16 protein-coding genes are annotated in these 18,206 nt (G+C 50.7%); 11 read left to right on the top strand and 5 right to left on the bottom strand.

What is annotated here, in order from left to right; all coding sequences use genetic code 11:
• Nucleotides 1-258: 258 nt before the first annotated feature.
• The 8 genes from infC (at nucleotide 259) to AC1S52_RS09780 (ending at nucleotide 10,054) form a co-directional block, all read left to right on the top strand.
• Nucleotides 259-801 (top strand): translation initiation factor IF-3, encoded by a 543-nt coding sequence (gene infC / locus AC1S52_RS09815; RefSeq protein ID WP_482028813.1) that lies wholly within the window; start codon nucleotides 259-261, stop codon nucleotides 799-801.
• A 120-nt stretch (nucleotides 802-921) separates the two neighbouring features.
• On the top strand, nucleotides 922-3,945 hold the full coding sequence (locus AC1S52_RS09810; RefSeq protein WP_482028812.1) for a HEAT repeat domain-containing protein: 3,024 nt from the start codon (nucleotides 922-924) through the stop codon (nucleotides 3,943-3,945).
• Between the two features lie 110 nt (nucleotides 3,946-4,055).
• A complete protein-coding gene (locus AC1S52_RS09805) occupies nucleotides 4,056-4,556 on the top strand; it encodes a Crp/Fnr family transcriptional regulator (protein WP_482028811.1) in 501 nt (166 codons plus the stop codon).
• A gap of 68 nt (nucleotides 4,557-4,624) precedes the next feature.
• Nucleotides 4,625-5,077 carry a hypothetical protein gene (locus tag AC1S52_RS09800; RefSeq protein WP_482028810.1) on the top strand — a complete coding sequence of 151 codons (453 nt, stop codon included), beginning with the start codon at nucleotides 4,625-4,627 and terminating at the stop codon, nucleotides 5,075-5,077.
• Nucleotides 5,078-5,264: 187 nt separating this feature from the next.
• Nucleotides 5,265-6,500 (top strand): (E)-4-hydroxy-3-methylbut-2-enyl-diphosphate synthase, encoded by a 1,236-nt coding sequence (gene ispG, locus AC1S52_RS09795; protein WP_482028809.1) that lies wholly within the window; start codon nucleotides 5,265-5,267, stop codon nucleotides 6,498-6,500.
• 147 nt (nucleotides 6,501-6,647) lie between these two features.
• Complete coding sequence (locus AC1S52_RS09790) at nucleotides 6,648-7,472, top strand: SDR family NAD(P)-dependent oxidoreductase (protein WP_482028808.1); 825 nt, start codon at nucleotides 6,648-6,650, stop codon at nucleotides 7,470-7,472.
• 122 nt (nucleotides 7,473-7,594) lie between these two features.
• Nucleotides 7,595-8,362 carry a WecB/TagA/CpsF family glycosyltransferase gene (locus AC1S52_RS09785; RefSeq protein WP_482028807.1) on the top strand — a complete coding sequence of 256 codons (768 nt, stop codon included), beginning with the start codon at nucleotides 7,595-7,597 and terminating at the stop codon, nucleotides 8,360-8,362.
• A gap of 264 nt (nucleotides 8,363-8,626) precedes the next feature.
• A complete protein-coding gene (locus AC1S52_RS09780; RefSeq protein WP_482028806.1) occupies nucleotides 8,627-10,054 on the top strand; it encodes a sugar transferase in 1,428 nt (475 codons plus the stop codon).
• 100 nt (nucleotides 10,055-10,154) lie between these two features.
• Here AC1S52_RS09780 and AC1S52_RS09775 read toward each other — a convergent pair whose 3' ends face one another.
• The 3 genes from AC1S52_RS09775 to AC1S52_RS09765 all read right to left on the bottom strand — a co-directional run bounded on the left by AC1S52_RS09775 (nucleotide 10,155) and on the right by AC1S52_RS09765 (nucleotide 12,822).
• Entirely contained in the window at nucleotides 10,155-11,216 is a 1,062-nt protein-coding gene (locus tag AC1S52_RS09775) for a SpoIID/LytB domain-containing protein (protein WP_482028805.1), read from the bottom strand.
• Between the two features lie 18 nt (nucleotides 11,217-11,234).
• Nucleotides 11,235-11,894, bottom strand: a complete 660-nt coding sequence (locus AC1S52_RS09770) for a DUF2301 domain-containing membrane protein (protein WP_482028804.1) — start codon at nucleotides 11,892-11,894, stop codon at nucleotides 11,235-11,237.
• A 91-nt stretch (nucleotides 11,895-11,985) separates the two neighbouring features.
• Nucleotides 11,986-12,822 (bottom strand): SAM hydrolase/SAM-dependent halogenase family protein, encoded by an 837-nt coding sequence (locus AC1S52_RS09765; RefSeq protein ID WP_482028803.1) that lies wholly within the window; start codon nucleotides 12,820-12,822, stop codon nucleotides 11,986-11,988.
• Nucleotides 12,823-13,081: 259 nt separating this feature from the next.
• On the opposite strand from AC1S52_RS09765, the gene pirA reads away from it, so the two are divergent.
• The gene (pirA, locus tag AC1S52_RS09760; RefSeq protein ID WP_482028802.1) at nucleotides 13,082-13,237 is read left to right on the top strand and encodes an arginine synthesis PII-interacting regulator PirA; all 156 of its coding nucleotides are present in this window, start codon (nucleotides 13,082-13,084) and stop codon (nucleotides 13,235-13,237) included.
• Between the two features lie 108 nt (nucleotides 13,238-13,345).
• On the opposite strand, the gene dapF is transcribed toward pirA, so the two are convergent.
• Nucleotides 13,346-14,206 carry a diaminopimelate epimerase gene (gene dapF / locus AC1S52_RS09755; RefSeq protein ID WP_482028801.1) on the bottom strand — a complete coding sequence of 287 codons (861 nt, stop codon included), beginning with the start codon at nucleotides 14,204-14,206 and terminating at the stop codon, nucleotides 13,346-13,348.
• A 68-nt stretch (nucleotides 14,207-14,274) separates the two neighbouring features.
• Here dapF and AC1S52_RS09750 point away from each other — a divergent pair, with 68 nt between their 5' ends.
• Nucleotides 14,275-14,490, top strand: coding sequence for an Hfq-related RNA-binding protein (locus AC1S52_RS09750; RefSeq protein ID WP_482028800.1), 216 nt, complete (start codon nucleotides 14,275-14,277; stop codon nucleotides 14,488-14,490).
• A 37-nt stretch (nucleotides 14,491-14,527) separates the two neighbouring features.
• On the opposite strand, the gene AC1S52_RS09745 is transcribed toward AC1S52_RS09750, so the two are convergent.
• Nucleotides 14,528-16,882, bottom strand: a complete 2,355-nt coding sequence (locus AC1S52_RS09745; protein WP_482028799.1) for a monovalent cation:proton antiporter family protein — start codon at nucleotides 16,880-16,882, stop codon at nucleotides 14,528-14,530.
• A gap of 250 nt (nucleotides 16,883-17,132) precedes the next feature.
• On the opposite strand from AC1S52_RS09745, the gene AC1S52_RS09740 reads away from it, so the two are divergent.
• Nucleotides 17,133-18,104 carry a M23 family metallopeptidase gene (locus AC1S52_RS09740; RefSeq protein ID WP_482028798.1) on the top strand — a complete coding sequence of 324 codons (972 nt, stop codon included), beginning with the start codon at nucleotides 17,133-17,135 and terminating at the stop codon, nucleotides 18,102-18,104.
• Nucleotides 18,105-18,206: the final 102 nt, after the last annotated feature.

The raw sequence follows: 18,206 nt of genomic DNA, 5'->3' as shown, positions 1-18,206 counted from the left end.
CTTTCCAGGGACAAAACCGTAATTTAGGTAAACATCCGGTAGAAAACTCAGCAGACTGAGTAGAATGTCTAAATACAACGGTCTTTCGTATTTAATTAGTCCCACCTACTTAGATGTCTGTTTCTATCGTTTTCTATCGTTAGTTTGAAGTTTGACGACACCCAAATCCAACCTTGCTGGCAATAGTTTAATTCCTGTGCTAGCCCTGATACACAATCATCTGAGTTGTCAATCTATTAATATCCTTCAACTTTGCCAATGCCTCCAATTGACAGAACTGAACGAAGACCTAATCGGGATTTACCCACAATCAACGAACGCATTCGGTTTCCCAAAATTCGAGTTATTGATGCCGATGGCGGACAACTAGGGATCATGACTCCCAGGGAAGCAATGCAAATTGCAGACGAACGAGAACTGGATCTGGTTCTGGTTAGTGACAAGGCGGATCCACCTGTTTGCCGGGTAATGGACTACGGCAAGTTCAAGTTTGAACAGGAAAAGAAGGCGCGGGAAGCCAAGAAAAAGCAGCATACGGTTGATGTCAAAGAAGTTAAGATGCGCTATAAGATTGAGGAGCATGACTATAATGTGCGGATCAATCAGGCTAAGCGTTTTTTAAGGGATGGTGATAAGGTTAAGGCGACCATCATGTTTCGAGGGCGGGAGATTCAGCACAGTGATATTGCCGAAGACCTGCTGAAGAAGATGGCAGAGGATTTGCAAGAAGTGGCTGAAGTGCAGCAAGCTCCCAAAAGAGAAGGGCGCAATATGATGATGCTACTGGCTCCCAAGAAGTGAGACTGAAAAGAAGAGACAGACAGCCATTGAGTTGATTTCTTGACCCATATCTACAATGGAAGCCGTTTGGGGCATCCTAGATGTTATTCTATTGGCTTCACAAGATTGTGATGGGTCTGAATGGAACTCAAAGACCAGCGGTTTCTTACCAGCAAAATAGGGCAAAAGCTTCTGCGGGGAGTCAATCTTCGCCCTGAAGAAAGTGAACGCACTTTCATGATGTTTGCCTTCTATGCAACCACGTCCATCGGGCTGGTTTGGCTTGAGGCAGTTGCGATCGCCCTGTTTCTGGAAGCCTATGGTGCAGAAGAGGGCTTGCCCTGGATTTATATTGCTAGTGCAGGGATTGGCTCAGGGCTGGGGTTCCTCTACTCACAGCTTCAGCGGATACTGCCTCTGCGCCGGGTAATTGTGGTCACAGCACTGTTGATGGCAACCCCGCTGTTGCTGTTTTGGGTTGGTTTAGGCAGTGACAATCCTATCTGGCTGGGGGATTGGCGAGTTACTGTGATTGGAGTGACCACTTTCCTGATGCGGTTGTGGCTGGAAGCTATCTACGTCCTCAATGATCTGAACACATCAATTACCGCCAACCAGCTATTCAATATCCGAGAAATTAAGCGCACCTATCCTCTGATTAGCAGCGGTATTTTAGTGGCGGATGTGATTAGTGGATTCTCGCTGAGACCGCTAATTGCTTTGTTTGGGCTAAGAAACATTGTGCTCCTGGCATTTTTGATGATGACCGTTGGGGCGGTCATTTTGTTTTACCTGAGTCGGGCATACCAACAGGCTTTTCCCGATCTTTTACGCCGCCGCACAGAAGAGCGCCAGCCAGATTATCTGAACCGCCGCTTACAGGGACCGCTAGGGCGCTATGTGGTGTTGCTATTCACATTTTTCATCCTGGCACAGGTGTTGTTCCTGTTGATCGATTTTCGGTTTTTGAGTGACTTGCAGCAGGGGCGCTCTGAGGAAGCGATCGCCGGGTTTCTGGGCTTATTCAACGGCATTCTGGGTATTTTTGAACTGGCAATGCAATGGCTGGCATCTAGTCGGGTGATTGAACGGGCAGGGGTATTTTCGGCGGCGATCGTCTTACCTGGAATGATCAGCATCATGGGGGCACTATTAATTGCCATGACTGGTTTCGCCCAGCCATCCTTGCTGTTTGCCAGCCTGGTACTGCTCAAATTTTTGGATGAATTGCTGCACTACACCCTGTTTGCCAGCGTCGGTCCAGTTCTGTTTCAACCGATCCCAGATGCGCTGCGGAGTGGGATTCAATCAACAGTACGGGGCGTAGCAGAACCTCTGTCTACCGGGGCAACTGGACTGGTTCTATTAAGCCTGGTAGGACTCGGCAAATTGGATCTTATCCTGCCGATGATCTTTTTCCTGGCGGTTGTCTGGGGGATTACCATCCTGTTCCTGCGGGCCAAGTATGTTGGGCTGCTGGTCATGAGCGCCGAACGGGGGCAACTGAGTGCTGACGTAGACCTGCGGGAACTAAAGCGGGCAGTGGTGGAAGCCTTAGAGCAACCTGGAACTGATGCCCATAAAGGTGCCTGTGTTGAGCTGTTGAGTCAACTGGATCCCAAAAATGTGGGTGAAGTGCTGGCACCGATGCTGGGGAAACTATCGCCAATACTTCAGCGCAAAAGCCTGGAAGAAATGTTGGCGTTTCCTAATCTGGCTTGTCTGGGCAATGTTCGGGCTTTGATTGACCAGGCACCGCCACCCGATGTGCTGGCAGTTGCCTTACGATACATCTGGTTGACCGATTCCCATCCTGATATTCGCCAACTGCGTCCATACCTGCGGTCAGAGGTCGATCCGATTGTGCGGGGAACGGCAGCATCCCTGATGTTACGTCGGGGTAGCCCAACCCAAAAGGCTGAGGCAACCAATACCCTGCGTTTGATGCTGACCCATAAGCAAGAGCGGGAGCGTGTCATGGGCTGTCGTGCTCTGGGAGAAGCCCTCTACTTACAGGCACTCCGGCTCTATATCCCAAATCTGTTGCAAGATGAGTCCCTGCGGGTGCGGTGTGCTTTGCTGGAGGCGATCGCCGCCACCCATCTGGAAGAATTTTATCCCTCTTTGTTGCGTGGTTTGTACTACAAATCCACCCGTGGTTCTGCGATGAAAGCGTTGGTCAGGTTAGAGAATGAAGCGATTCCGATGCTAGTGGAGTTGGCAGAGGATGCCCATAAACCTGATTTAGTCAGGATGCAGGCATGGAAAGCGGTTGGGCAGATTGGCACCATAGAAGCGCTGGATGCCTTGATTTCTCATTTAATGACTGCCTGGGGCACCAATCGCCGTAACATTCTGCGAATTTTATTAGAAATGCCCAATGACATTGGCATTGAAAGTGTCCTCGATCGCCTGGGCAGAAGTGGAATTGAGCGCATGATTGATCAGGAAATCATGTTCATCGGTCAGGTGTATGCTGCCTTACTCGACCTGTTACCCCAGCGAGTATTGGGACTGGAAGCCGATTTGCTGCGGCGATCTCTGCGCGATATGCAGGTTGATGCCGAAGAGCGCCTATTTCTGCTGATGAAGTTTCTTTACCCCATTGGTGCCATTAAAGCCGCTGCGTTTAACCTCCAGTCCCATTCCCTTAGCAACATGGCGCGGGGCTTAGAAATCCTCGACAATACACTGGATATTCCCAGCAAGCGTGCCCTGCTGAGTCTACTGGATCGTCGCTCCGATCAAGATAAGCTGGAAAGCCTGTCTGAGTTGGTCAGTTACGAGCCAATGGCACCCAGCGATCGCCTGCGTCGCTTGCTGGATCTGCGCCACTTTATCTCTGACTGGGGGTTAGCCTGTTGTTTCCATCTGGCACGTCAGGCACGCTGGGGCTTAACGGCTGACCACACGCTTGCCTGTATGCGGCATCCACGAGGGTTTGTGCGAGAAGCTGTTGTTTCCTACTTGAGGATGGCTTCTCCCCGTGCAATGGTAAAACTGTTGCCCATGTTAAAGGACGACCCGGATCGGTTAGTCGCCGATCAAGTGAAACAGATTATAAAAGATTTTGCGACAAATTCCTCAATCAATGCAAATCATCCCACGAACCCAGGCAATAATAGGGTTAACTTTTCAAATACTCCTGGACTAGAAACGATTTAGGCTGGCATATTGTGGGAATTCTAAAAAGGAATTCTGGAAATTCTGGGTTCAGTCAGTGGTGCATTGTTTAACTAACCTGGGTAGTTGCTCAGGATGTCCGAAATCAGTTTATGTTAACTAGCGTTGATCGATTGATATTTGTGCGGGGAGTCCCCATCTTCAAAGAGTTGCGGGATGACTTTCTGGTGCGATTGGCTTCCATTATGGATGAGCTTTCATTCCCGGCAAGCCACACCATTTTTACGGAGGGGCAGGAGGGGCGATCGCTCTACATTGTGGTGTCCGGTCGGGTGCGGGTCCATAGTAACAATCAGGAACTCGTCCAACTCGAACGGGGTACCTGCTTTGGCGAAATGTCCCTGTTTGATGCCGAACCTCGCTCGGCTTCCGTGACTACACTCGAACCCTGTGAGTGCCTAATGCTGACGCAGCAGCAGTTATATGAAGCAATAGATGAAACCCCTGGCATTGCCGTCAACATCATCCGGTTGCTCTCGCGTCGTATTCGTGAACTGAACCAGAAAATGAATGCTATTCGGACAGATAACCCGACAGCCCCGCTTCAGTCCCCCGCTCAACAAGGCATCTATCGTCCCGCCCACTTACGTTAGCAAAGTGCCCCTTCCCATCACCCAGTTTTCCAGACAAGCAAATTTTTGAGCAGCAAAGGGAATTAAATATGAGAGTCTTTGAACCCGTTGGTTTGTTAACGGTAGCCACTGCATTGACCGTCGCTGGGTTTGTCATGCCCGCGATCGCCCAACAACGAATCTGCGTCGAGTCTGAGCGGGATGGCAGAATCGTTTGCGGTCGCAGAGTCAATAGCGATCGCAATGATCAATTCGATCGCGACAACCGCAATGACCGCAGCAGTCGCTGCGATAACTTTGACGAGAAGTTTTACCTGGCTGCTTACCCGGACGTTGCCGATGCCGTCAGACGAGGGAAGATTAAGAGTGCCTGTGATCACTATCAAAGATTTGGACGTTACGAAGGACGATTTCCCAGATTCAACGAAGCCAGCTATCTGGCGAAAAACCCAGATGTTGCCGATGCAATTAGACGGAAAAAGATTCGCAGCGCTTATGAACATTGGCAGAAGTTTGGTCGCTACGAGAATCGTCAGCTTTAGTCAGACAAATTTAGGGCTGGTTTAGAATTTTTCCCTCCTCTTAACCACAAAAAGGGAATCATCTGTGGCAATCTGTAAAGACAGAGACCTGTGAAATCTTTTGCAAGGATTTTGATTATGGACCCTCATAAATTATCCTTGCAAAAGATTAAGTCTCCATACTGCTGTCGGATTCCACCAGAAACGTATGCAAACCCTGCCCAATCCCGTCGCTTCTACTAAGTCTCCTGACCTTTCCCGGTACTTTTCTACCGACTCTACAATTCACCGTCGTAAGACCCGTCCGGTCAGGGTTGGCAATATCACAATTGGCGGTGGTCATCCCGTCGTCGTCCAGTCCATGATTAACGAAGACACCCTGGACGTTGAGGGATCGGTCGCTGCCATTCGCCGCCTGCATGAGATTGGTTGTGAAATTGTGCGCGTTACGGTTCCCAGTATGGCTCATGCCCATGCCCTGGCAGACATTCAGCAAAAGCTCCATGCCATCTATCAACCAGTGCCCCTGGTTGCTGACGTACACCACAACGGGATGAAAATTGCCCTCGAAGTTGCCAAACATGTCGATAAGGTGCGGATCAACCCAGGGCTATATGTGTTTGAGAAACCCAAGGCAGACCGAACCGAATACACCCAGGCGGAATTTGATGAGATTGGCGACAAAATTCGCAACACCCTGGCACCCCTGGTTATCTCCCTGCGTGATCAAGGTAAGGCAATGCGGATTGGGGTGAATCACGGTTCGCTGGCAGAGCGGATGCTGTTCACCTACGGTGATACCCCTGAAGGCATGGTCGAATCTGCCCTGGAGTGCATTCGCATCTGTGAATCCCTGGATTTTCATAACCTGGTTATTTCTCTCAAAGCGTCCCGTGCCCCTGTGATGCTGGCAGCTTATCGCTTAATGGTATTGCGCATGGATGAACTGGGAATGGACTACCCGCTGCACCTGGGTGTGACTGAAGCGGGCGATGGCGAGTATGGGCGAATCAAGTCCACCGCTGGAATTGCTTCCCTGCTAGCCGAAGGAATTGGTGACACCATCCGTGTCTCTCTAACGGAAGCACCGGAGAAGGAGATCCCGGTTTGCTACAGCATCCTGCAAGCCCTCGGTTTGCGGAAGACGATGGTGGAATATGTTGCCTGCCCTTCCTGTGGTCGTACCCTGTTTAATCTGGAAGAGGTCCTGCACAAGGTTCGGGAAGCCACAAACCACCTGACCGGGCTGGATATTGCCGTTATGGGCTGCATTGTCAACGGTCCCGGAGAAATGGCAGACGCAGATTATGGCTACGTCGGAAAGCAAGCGGGATATATTTCTCTGTACCGGGGACGGGAAGAAATCAAAAAAGTCCCGGAAGATCGGGGAGTAGAAGAATTGATTAACCTGATCAAGGCAGATGGGCGCTGGGTTGATCCCTAATCAGTTTGCGATCCATTTACAACTCTTCCCTTTAAATTCTCCCTATTACCTGACACCTGACACCCTTATTAAATCTCCTACGCTGGTTAGAAGGCATCCGGCTCCAGGTTTCACACACTGAGAGTCAGTTGTTTCTAAAATCAAACTATGGCTCCCACCGTTCTGATTACAGGGGCTTCCCAGGGAATTGGCAGAGAAACCGCCCTTCTGTTTGCCCGCAATGGTTATAACCTGGCGCTTGCTGCCCGTAACTCAGAGCGTCTGGAGACATTTGCTAAAGAGTTGCGGGCAGCTAACCATTCAGCCCGGGCAATTTCTACAGATGTCAAAGACCCGGAACAGGTCAAGACGCTGGTGGAAAAGACAATTGTTTACTTTGGCTCCATTGATGTTCTGGTAAACAACGCCGGTATCTATATCTCTGGACCCGTCGAAGAATTTACCCTAGAAGACTGGCACCAGGCAATTGATACTAACCTCTGGGGCTACATTCACACGATTCATGCCATTCTGCCCCACCTTTTAGAGCAGGGAAAAGGGACGATCGTCAACGTCAGTTCGATTGGCGGTAAAGTTCCTCTCCCCTATCTGCTTCCTTATACCACCAGCAAATTTGCCGTTACTGGATTAACCGAAGCACTCCGTACTGAACTATCTCCCAAGGGAATTCATGTTTGTGGCATCTATCCCAACCTGATCAAGACCCACCTTTTGGAACGGGCAATTTTCCGAGGAAAAGATATCGAAGACCTGCGGGCACGCAAACATCAAGTTCAACAGATTTTAGAGGTCCCACTGGTCGAAAAACCAGAACAGGTTGCTGAAGCCATCTGGGATGCGGTGCAATACCAACGTCCTGAGGTCATTGTTGGCTCCGCAAACCTCTCAGCCGCTTCTAACCAGTTTTTGCCCGATTTAACCCAATGGATTCTCCGCAAGACCTTTAAGAATCAGGATGAGTTCAATCAGTAGGGTGTTGAGGGATTGAGTGTTAAGGAGTGGGTTAATAGGGAATAGGAAATAGGGAATAGGAAATAGAGAATGGAGAATGGGGAATAATACAGTACTCATTCCCATTGCGCAGCCTGACTTCTATGAAGGCTAAACTACACCCCTACATTTTGAAGACCCGTGTGGATGCGACCAGTTACCAGGATGCCTGCGATCGCATTCAGACCTGGGCGGCAGCCCGAACTTCTTGCTATGTCGTGGCAGCTAATGTCCATGTTGTGATGTCTGCCTACTGGAACCGCTCGTTTCAGAAGATTGTGAACGCAGCCGCTCTGGTCACCCCTGACGGGATGCCTCTGGTACTGGGATTGCGTTTATTGGGAAATAAAGAACAATCACGGGTATATGGTCCCGATTTGATGCTGGCGTGGTGCGATCGCGCAGCCCAGCTACAGATTCCAATCTATCTCTATGGTGGGACTGAACAGACCCTCGAAAAGCTACGGTATAACCTGGAGCAACGGTTCCCAGGGTTAGCGATCGCCGGTAGTCATGCTCCCCCGTTTCGTCCCCTCAGTCCTGATGAAGAAGCTGCCGACATTGCCCGCATTCAAGCTTCCGATGCCCCCGTTGTATTTGTAGGTTTGGGCTGCCCCAAGCAGGAAAAATGGATGGCTCGGCAACAGGGCAAGCTCTCAGCCGTTATGGTCGGAGTTGGTGCCGCCTTCAGCTTTCACAGTGACGAGGTTTCCCAGGCACCGCGATGGATGATGGCATGGGGATTAGAGTGGCTTTATCGACTGGCAATGGAACCCGGAAGATTGTGGAAACGCTATTTGCTCCACAACCCAGCATTTGTTGTCTTGTTCGGGTGGCAATTGCTGAGGCGGAGGGGAGGAGTTGAGAGTTGAAAGTTGAGAGTTGAGAGTTAAAAGTTGAGAGTTAAGAGTTCGGAGTTCGGAGTTAAAGTTTTGCAGTTGATAGGTAATGGCAGAAGACTAATGACCACTGACCACTGACCACTGACCACTGACCACCAACCCACTCCTCACTCCTATTTCCCAACCCAACGATATATTTCCCCTACATTTGCGGAATACTAAACCCATTGCCCCGCAGGTATAGTTAGCAGCGCCAAAACTGTTGGCTAGATGCATCTCCCCGGAACTTCTGCAATGGATAGCGTTCCTTACAAGAAAGCAACCGATATTCGTGCCCCCCATCGGCTTGAGTTTCAGCAAATTTTGAGCTGGCGATGGCAAAGGAGTTTGGTGTTGTTGCTGTGCGATACGGCGGCATTGGCGATCGCATGGCAAATAGCGGTCCGGTTGAACCGCTTTTACTCGCCTTTGCCACCTCAGCTATCCTGGGGAGTTTGGCTAGGTTTACCGATCCTGTTCTGGCTGTTTGCAGTCGTCACTCTAGTGCTGTTTGCCCGTAGTGGACTGTATAGCTCCTCGACCCAGTGGAAGAATTACATTCGCTCTGGTCAAATGGTGAGTGTGGTTTATCTCTCTTCTCTGGTCATCAGCTACTTTTATGACCCCAAGCTGGACTTACCGCGATCGCTCTTTTTCACCGCCTGGTTTGGTAGTGTTGCCCTGGTGATTGGGTTTCGATTATTCACCAGTCTGGTCCTGAGGCGGTTTGAGCAAACCCAGACACCCGTTTTTATCCTGGCTCCGGCGGAACGGTTATCTCAACTATCACGGGTACTGAAACGGCGCTCTCGCTGCAAATTGGTTGGAGCCGCACTCGCTGCCACAGCCAGCAGCACAACCACGATTCAGGCGATTCTGTCCTCTGGTGCGCGTGAAGTGCTGGCAGAAGGTTTACCCCAAAGCGAACTGGCTTCCGGACTTTACTGGCAGCTACGGAGGGCAGGGATTACGTTGCGGCTGATTCCTTCTAGCCTGGAAATGCTGCACCGACGGGGAGTGCCGGAAGTGTTTGCCGGAGTGCCTACCCTAAGGATGGAAGCCGATTTACTCAGCGGATGGGACTATCGACTCAAGCGTGTGATTGATCTGGCTGGGGCATTGGTTGGGTTAGTAGTGCTGTCGCCCCTGTTTCTGGGGGTGGCGATCGCTATTAAACTCGCTTCCCCTGGTCCAATTTTCTTCTGCCAGGAACGGACAGGGCTTCACGGTAAGGTATTCCAAATGTGGAAGTTTCGCACGATGGTTTTGGATGCTGTTGCCATGCAAACCGCTCTGGAACAGCAGAATGAAACGGGCGATGGGGTAATGTTCAAAATCAAAAATGACCCCCGCATCACCCGCATCGGGTACTTTCTCCGTCGCACCAGTATTGACGAGCTTCCTCAACTAATTAACGTCCTGCTTGGTCAAATGAGCCTGGTTGGTCCCCGCCCTCTGCCTCTGAGGGATGTAGAGCGCTTCGATCCCTGGCATCATACTCGGCATCAGGTCCTTCCCGGTATTACTGGACTATGGCAAATCTCCGGACGCTCCGAAATCGATGCCTTTAACGAAGCCGCCCGCCTTGATCTTTACTACATTGATAACTGGTCACTCAACCTGGATTTGGAAATTCTTCTGGAAACCGTCAAAATTGTTCTGTTTGGCAAAGGAGCGTACTAGTAGAGTAATCTAAAAGTTCTGCAACGTAGGTTGGTTAGAGCGCCAGCGAAACCCCAACATTTTCAACAGTCATAGGTTGCAAAATTAATTACTCACTGTACTAGTAGTAATCTTCCTCGACTCGACCAACGCCCGTGCCAGGGTAGTAATTACTCAAGATTTGCTTATAGCTGAACCCCTTCTCTGCCAGGTCAAGGGCACCCAGTTGGCTCATGCCGCGCCCACGAAACGCCTCAGCCACAATGTCGTCCGAAGCAGCATATAGAGACTCCACAATGCCGCCCCGGTAGCTGACGAACTCTCCAGCCGTGTTATCCACTGCTTTACGGGTGGTATCTGCCTCTCGTTCAATGCCACTATAGACCTGGTAATACTCCGTTGCCCCCAAGTTATACAGGGAGTGAGCAGGTTTGAAATAGTAGGTCAGGGCGTAGGAGCGGGCAGCCACTGCCTGTGCTTTCAACGCCTCTGTGTGCCAGTTTGGAGACACTTCGCTTGCCACAACGCTGTGCAAATACTGCCTCAGGTTGATATAGTTGATGCCCAAGAGATTGCCCCGTTCTGCAACTAGCAGTAACCGCCCCCGGTAGACGCGATCGCCCAACTGAAACGACTGTCCCACCCCTGGATCAACCAGCACAATTGGCGGCAGTTGCCAGGAGCCAAAGCTAATGGAATCTCCGCTAGGCTGAACCGTGTAAGTGTTACTGGACGAAAGTTTTTGTAAATGTCGTCCATCTTTATCCATTAGCACCGCATCACTGGAGGCACCGATCTTAGTCGAGGGAATGCCTTCTGCGATCGCGACTCGAATCTCAATCAAAGAATCAACCGTGGCGGCTGAAGCCAGAAACCTTGCCTTGGCTTCTTTGTTAATGGCTTTTTCTTGCTCAGTGTAATTAGACGGGTTAATCGCTTGTGGAGAGGCTTTTGCCAGTGGCGACTTTGGCGGACTTGGGGATGGTTTTGCAGAGGGAGAGGGGATAGGGGTGGCAACAGTCTCCCTGGGTGCAGGTGGCACAACCTCAACTTCCTTTTGGGAGGAGGATGCCTGTTTTTCCGGCTGGTTCAGGAGAACCGCTCCCAAAGTCAACCCTCCTAACAGTGGCAGTACAACCCAAAGATAGCGCTTGATTAGATCAGGAATTTTCGGTTCTGTCATGTTAAACGGTGATTGCTACTAACGGGAAACGTCAGTCCTGGTCAGTCGTTGCTGGTTTAGATAATCAAAAACACTCTTATCGCCAATGTCTGGCGGAATTGGTTGAATCACCTTCCGTAAAGCAAAGACTAGAAAAAGAATAGCCCAAAGCAGTAGTAGCACCCGTTCCAACGGTAATGGTAATAAGCCTACCAGATGTCCCAACAACAATACCGGAACCAGAGGGGTTAATAGCTTGGTTTCTACCCGATCAAAGCAAAATGCTTCCTTAAAGAAGATACCCGTTAGCGCCACAAAGGTAAAGCCAATACCCAGCAGCGAAAGTGGGTAACGGTATACCGTCAGAGCAAATGGCTCCGGACTGAAGTGAGCGATCGCCAGGGATGCTAAACAGCCAACCAGCCAAAACGCCTGTAATGCTCGATGTAAGGGTTCCATGTAGATGTGAATCGTTAGCAAACTCACCCCTAACGCTGCACAAAACCCTGTGTAGAGGAACGTCAACCAGAACAAAATTGCCGGGTTATCCCCCTGCCATAGCACCAACCCCGCACCGATCGCAAAACAGAGCGCTGCCACCATCAATCCACCCCGATAGATCACCACTCCCCGGCGATCCTCATCGTTGATTGTAAACTCACCAAACTGTCCCTGGTAAACCATTGGCTCAGCCTGCATACTCCCTCCTTCATTCTTCATCCGATTTTGGATTTTAGATTTTGGATTGCCTTTCTCCTACCCTTGGGAAACAAGCCCTTTATCCTTATCCTTATCCTTCATCCTTCACCCTTCCTATCACCCTTACCCCATTTCCCTCCTCCAGTCTAAGCCTTTCCTGGGCATTTCCTCGATTGACTGCAATCTCAACCCAGCCGTGGCTTCCCACTAGTGCCAGCAAGTCTCCCGGTGAAGAGTCGCTGTAGGTCTGTTGTCCAGGAATCTCAAAATTATTGACTGTTACACCCCATTCTTTTGCAAGCACCTGCGCCGCAGGAATATTGGTAATCAAGTTGCCAAAGTGATCCGTTGCCTGAATAGTGCCAGTGATTCTGGTTGCGCCATCATCTAACTCCTCCACGCGAATGGGAGGTGGATTAAGGCTAACCAGGGTTTCTGGAGCGATCGCCTGCCCCACGTCAGTCAGCCCCCTGCCACTGGCAAGGTGTGCCCCCACGGGTGCAAAAATATCTCGCCCATGAAACGTTTGGCTGGGTTCAGGGGTGCGCCAGTATAGGGGAGTTGTCAGCTCCACGGCGGCTATAACCGGGTTCTGGCTCAAAACCCCACTGAACAACCCATTATCCGGTCCAACCAAAAAGCCGGAAGGTTGGCTAGGGTTAGTGCCCACTGATATTGCGATCGCGCGCCGATGGCTACCCACGCCTGGATCAACGACAGCGACATAAACCGTCCCCGGCGGCAAGTATGGGTACGCAGTCATTAGCGCAAACCGGGCAAACGCCACATTCTGTGGTGGGATCTGATGCGTCAGATCAATGACCGTCAGATGAAGATTGATCTGGGCGATTACCCCTTTCAGCATTCCCACGTAAGGATCGCTCAAACCAAAATCACTCAGAAGTGCCAGACAGCCACTTTGCATCATTTGCTTTTTCTGCCACAGCTTTCATTAACCTTCCCCTACCCTACACCCGGCTTGTATCCGGTCAAGACCTCGGAGGTTTCAGCCGCTATGCTCACTGTGTATACCGCTTTGGTCAAAACCTCCGAGGTCTGCATTAGCCAAATCTTAAAGTTTCTGACCACATGACCGTAAAATTTAGTATCTAAAACTACACCTTGCACCCGGATTGCTATGATGGGAATAATCAGATACCACGAGTAAAACGAGATTATTGTCCACCATGAACAAAAATCGTCAAGAAACCCGCACAAGAATTGCAGAAACTCATCGGGCAAACCTTCAAAAAAATCTGCAACGCCGCCTAGAAGCCGCCAGAGCAAAAGGTGACGAGCATCTCATTCGGTTGCTGGAAGCAGAAGCCAATTATCTCAGTTAGTTTCCTCAGCCTTCAAATATGCCCGGTTAGTATGCTCCAATGTTCACGACAAAATAGGAGAGTGCGTTCAGACAACACACCCTCCTATTTTTTGCACAGATTTCAATATCACGCTTTGCCTGAAAAAACCTTCTCGGCTGGACCTGTCATGTAGAGGTGGTTGTTTGTTTCAGACCATTCAATCTGCAAACGACCACCGGGAAGTTCCACTGTAGCGTGGCGATTAACCAGAGGATAGTTTTTCTCCACCTGCTGACTGACCAGGACGGCTGCAACCAGGGATGCACAGGCTCCCGTTCCACATGCCAGGGTTACTCCTGCCCCTCGCTCCCAAACTCGCATCTTTAGATAATCAGGACGAATAACCTGAATAAATTCAGTATTGGTTTTCTTGGGAAACACCGGATGGCACTCAAACTGGGGTCCAAGAACTTCTAAGGGAATGGCTGCAACATCCTCTACAAAAGTGATGCAGTGGGGGTTGCCCATGCTGACACAGGTTACCTGCCAGGTTTTTCCTGCCACTTCCAGGGGAAAATCTACCACTGTTTGATCGGGGCTGCCCAGGGTCGTCGGAATTTCGGCTGCCAGTAATCGGGGTTCACCCATATCAACTGTCACGAACCCATTTGCCTCCAGTTTGGGGGTCATGACCCCAGCCAGCGTGTGAACTTGGTAAGAACGGATTTCGTGAGTTCCTTCCAGATCGGTAACAAACCGGGCGAAGCAGCGAATCCCATTACCGCACATTTCCGGTTCTGAGCCATCCGAGTTAAAAATCCGCATGGTGTAATCGCAGCCATCCTGTCCTGGCAGGGCAAAGATGACTCCATCGGCACCAATCCCAAAATGGCGATCGCACCACTGTATTGCCTGTTCTGGTGTTAAGAGCGGCTCTGATGATGAGCGGTTGTCAATCAAGATAAAGTCATTTCCCAATCCGTGATACTTGGTGAACTCAATTGCCATAGATGTGTTGCAATAGGGGATGTGAAGTGAATAATGTCGAGCTTAGTAGTTTTTTGGGGACGCAAGCAATGACTGTAGAACTTGAAACCGGATTACCCAGTGTTCGCCAGATTCAAACCCTGATTCGCGAAGAAAAAGAGGTTGAGCTGAAACTCACGACAGGAGACCTATTAGCTGGCAAGATTAGCTGGCAAGACCAGCATTGTATTTCCCTCACAGATCAGTACGATCAACCCACTATTGTTTGGCGGCAAGCAATCGTTTACTTGAAACCCAGGATGTAGAGAGGTTTGGCAGGTGTCAATCCACTCACCCACCCATTCACTCTCCCAAAAGCTCTACCTGCTCATCCTCTGGCATGTACTCTCGTAAAGCCTCACTAACTGCCACCGAGGCGACGGAGAGCGGGAGGATTTCTGGGATCTCTGGGTTGGGCATGATCCAGCGGCTTGCCTGACTGAGTGAGTAGAACCCGCCACAGAGCAACAAGCGATCGCCTGCCTGAAGTTCACTATCGCCATCCGGGTAGCTGATGAACTTGCCTTCTCGCCGAATTGCCTGTACCAGCACACCAAACTGTCGCCGGATGTGGAGTTCAGCCAGAGTTTTACCCACGACTGGGCTATCCTCTGGTACCAGAAGCCACTGACAGGAGGCATTTTCTGTAGGGACGGCAGCTTCTCCCTTTGCCAGTTCATCAAAGGCGATTAGTTCATCCGATGCACCAATCAACAGCAGGCGATCGCCAACCTCCAATACGGTTTTGCCATCCGGGTAATCGACCTCTTCCCCATTTGCTCGCTTAATTGCCATCAGGCTAACCCCAGTTAGACGGCGGAGATTTGTCTCTTCCAGAGTCATCCCCACAATGGGTGAGATGTCTGGCAAGGGATACCACTGACTGTTCATCTCCTGGGTCGCTTCCTTCAATTCCCGCGACACCTGATAAGAAGGTCGTTCGGCCCGTAGTTCGGCGTAGTGGGAGTTGCGGATCTGCTGCACCTCTCGCTGAATGACTGGCAGGGGTAGCCCAATCCCCGTCAATAGATGGGAGGAAAGCTCCAGGCTGGCTTCAAATTCGGGTTGTACAACCTCCCGCGCCCCCAACTGGTAAAGCAATTCAATGTCTTTGTCCTGGGTTGCCCGCACGACCACATCCAGATCGGGTGTTAGTTCCAGCGATCGCTTCAGAGAGAGGCGGCTACTCATCGGGTCAGGTAGGGCGATCGCCATACCCTGGGCTGTTTTCACCCCTGCCTTCTCCAACACATGCAGACTTGCCGCATTTCCATAAATGTAGGGAATGCCTTTCTCCCGCAACTCCTGAATGCGTCGTTCTGACAGGTCAATCACAATCACCGGGTAACTGTGGTCTTGCAGCAGGCGTACAATATTTTGCCCAACCCGCCCGTAACCGCATACGACTACATGGTTTTGAGAAGGTAAATCTTCCGCAATTTCTAAAGGCTGCTCACTTCTATCGAGGTAATACTTCAACCACGGCAGTTCCTCTGCCCAAGCAAACAATTGCGGTATCAGTCGCAACACAAAAGGAGTCAATACCAATGTTACGGCTGTGGTGCCCAGAATCAACAAATAAACCCGTCGAGAAACCAGCCCCAAGGATTGCCCCTCACTGGCAAGGACGAAAGAAAATTCCCCAATTTGTGCCAGCCCCAGCCCTGTAATCAATGCCGTCTTCAACGGATAGCGGAATAACATGACCAAAGGCGTGACAATCAAAAACTTGCCCACAAAGACCAGTGCCACCAGACCAAGAATCAACTCCAGATTGTTCCAGAGAAAGATCGGGTCAATCAGCATTCCGATCGCCGCAAAAAACAATGAGGCAAAAATGTCCCGCAAAGGCTCAACGTAGGTCAAGGTCTGGTCAGAGTACTCAACCTCTGAGATCATCAAACCCGCGACAAACGCCCCCATCTCAATCGACAGCCCCATGTACTCCGTCAGCAGGGCAATGCCCAGACACAATGCCACCACTCCCAGCAGGAACAGTTCCCGGCTCTCCGTTCGTGCCAACAAGCGCAACAGCGGTGGAATAACCCAGATTCCAGCGACTACCGCTCCCAGGGCAAATAGCCCTGTTTGCAACAGTGCCCAACCCACTGCCAGCCCAACTTCTTCCGCTGGCTTGTCCAGGGCTGGCAGCACTGCCAACATCACTCCCAGTGCCAGGTCTTGCACAACGAGAATCCCCAGCATCACCTGCCCCTGGGGCGTACTCATCTCGTTGCGCTCCATCAGACACTTGAGCACCACTGCCGTAGATGACAGGGACAGAATCGCTCCCAGAAACACGCCTTGAGAAGGAGACGTGACCCAACCCATACCCAGGGATACCAGGGCTGTTATCAGGATCGTCAGGGCAATTTGTAACACGCCCCCACCCAGACTAATCCCCTTCACTTTCTTCAGTTCAGAAAATGAGAACTCAACGCCCAGAGCAAACAGCAGAAACGCCACCCCAAACTGTGCCAGTGTCTCGACCTGAATTAATTCCTTAATTAGCCCCAACCCCGCTGGACCCACAATCATCCCCGCCAGCAGGTATCCCAATAGGATCGGTTGCCGCAACAAAGCTGCCAGAAGTCCTCCGGCGGCGGCGGCGGCAAGTACAGATACTAAATCAACAATGAGGCGGAAATCTTCTTGCACAGAATTTAATTTTTAAAAAAGGATTGCTCTCTATAAACTTCAGAATACAAACTTTTCAGAGCTTCCGGGGCACTTTCGGCTAGATTTTTCAGCCGCCTTCTAACGACCTTCTAGGAAATCGATCGCCAAAAAAATGAAAACTGCATCAATCTGGTACTATCCTTGCCAGAGTTAGGTTAAGTTCTCAATGGTTAAAGTGCCAGTTGATATGTTTACCCCGACTTAACCCAGCCAAAATCTGCAAAAACTGATGAATCGGGCGCTAATCAACAAGATGATGACAAATAACGCTGGCAAGCAGCAAACTCCACAAACCTTACCAGCCGGACCTGAACCTTCTCCTAACCGCTGGATGAGTGTCGCGGCAATCCGCAGCATAACCGGACTGGTGCAGTCGATCACCTGGGTGCTGGCTCTGGCTGCTTCTGGGGAGGCATTACAGGTCAAAATTATCCCCCCCTCTCCCCGTCTGGGAGATACTCTTTCCATCGTTGCCCAGTACGACAACCCGGAGATTAGTGCAACTCCAGTCGTCAGGGTGGGCGATCGCACCTATCAAACCTTCCTCATTGGTCCCAATCAATTTCGGGCGTTAATCCCCACTACCCCCCTGGACAAGGCAGGAGTCTGGCTTGTTCGGACCGAAGGAGGCGGTCAAGTCAGCAACATGAAAGTGCAGATCAAAGGGCGCAGCTTTCCAACCCAGTCCATCTGGCTGCCGCCCGGTAAAGATGGAGATATCTCCGATGAAGAATACAATCGGGTGAATGCCTTTAAGCAATTGGTCACGCCTGAAAAATTCTGGAATGGACCCTTTCTGCAACCCAACCAGGGACCCATTACCGGCACGTATGGAATTCGCCGTTATTATAATGGGGTCTTTGCCAAGGATTATTACCACCGTGGTGTGGACTATGCGGGTGCCCAGGGTTCACCCGTCATTGCCCCAGCGGCAGGGCGGGTGGTTCTGGTTGGCTGGGAAAAGGATGGCTTTCGAGTCAACGGAAATATTGTGGGATTGGATCACGGTCAGGGAGTGACCAGCGCTTACCTTCATTTGAGCCGTATCACGGTTAAACAGGGAGATTTTGTGAAGGCGGGCCAGGTAATTGGGGCGGTTGGGTCAACCGGGGCATCCACAGGTCCTCACCTGCATTGGGGGTTATATGTGCATGGGCTTTCGGTAGACCCTGCTTCCTGGCGCACAAAAGGATTTGACTAACCAGATATGCTTGAACAGAGGTTAAGTTAGAGAGCAAGTTAGGGTATAGGGTGCCCTTACTTCGATTCCTGGAAATCATTTCTATTCATGACTACCTAATGT

Source organism: Kovacikia sp. CALU 1929, from assembly GCF_056784235.1.
The sequence above is the reverse complement of the archived record's forward strand: the minus strand, read 5'-3'. Positions and strand labels throughout refer to the sequence as shown.

Bases quoted from the DNA above. Each gene is read 5' to 3' on its own strand.
- AC1S52_RS09800 (WP_482028810.1), top strand. From the start codon at position 4,625: ATGAGAGTCTTTGAACCCGTTGGTTTGTTAACGGTAGCCACTGCATTG.
- AC1S52_RS09805 (WP_482028811.1), top strand. From the start codon at position 4,056: ATGTTAACTAGCGTTGATCGATTGATATTTGTGCGGGGAGTCCCCATC.
- AC1S52_RS09750 (WP_482028800.1), top strand. From the start codon at position 14,275: ATGACTGTAGAACTTGAAACCGGATTACCCAGTGTTCGCCAGATTCAA.
- infC (WP_482028813.1), top strand. From the start codon at position 259: ATGCCTCCAATTGACAGAACTGAACGAAGACCTAATCGGGATTTACCC.
- pirA (WP_482028802.1), top strand. From the start codon at position 13,082: ATGAACAAAAATCGTCAAGAAACCCGCACAAGAATTGCAGAAACTCAT.
- AC1S52_RS09785 (WP_482028807.1), top strand. From the start codon at position 7,595: ATGAAGGCTAAACTACACCCCTACATTTTGAAGACCCGTGTGGATGCG.
- ispG (WP_482028809.1), top strand. From the start codon at position 5,265: ATGCAAACCCTGCCCAATCCCGTCGCTTCTACTAAGTCTCCTGACCTT.
- AC1S52_RS09770 (WP_482028804.1), bottom strand. From the start codon at position 11,894: ATGCAGGCTGAGCCAATGGTTTACCAGGGACAGTTTGGTGAGTTTACA.
- dapF (WP_482028801.1), bottom strand. From the start codon at position 14,206: ATGGCAATTGAGTTCACCAAGTATCACGGATTGGGAAATGACTTTATC.
- AC1S52_RS09780 (WP_482028806.1), top strand. From the start codon at position 8,627: ATGGATAGCGTTCCTTACAAGAAAGCAACCGATATTCGTGCCCCCCAT.
- AC1S52_RS09740 (WP_482028798.1), top strand. From the start codon at position 17,133: ATGAATCGGGCGCTAATCAACAAGATGATGACAAATAACGCTGGCAAG.
- AC1S52_RS09810 (WP_482028812.1), top strand. From the start codon at position 922: ATGGAACTCAAAGACCAGCGGTTTCTTACCAGCAAAATAGGGCAAAAG.
- AC1S52_RS09790 (WP_482028808.1), top strand. From the start codon at position 6,648: ATGGCTCCCACCGTTCTGATTACAGGGGCTTCCCAGGGAATTGGCAGA.
- AC1S52_RS09765 (WP_482028803.1), bottom strand. From the start codon at position 12,822: ATGATGCAAAGTGGCTGTCTGGCACTTCTGAGTGATTTTGGTTTGAGC.
- AC1S52_RS09775 (WP_482028805.1), bottom strand. From the start codon at position 11,216: ATGACAGAACCGAAAATTCCTGATCTAATCAAGCGCTATCTTTGGGTT.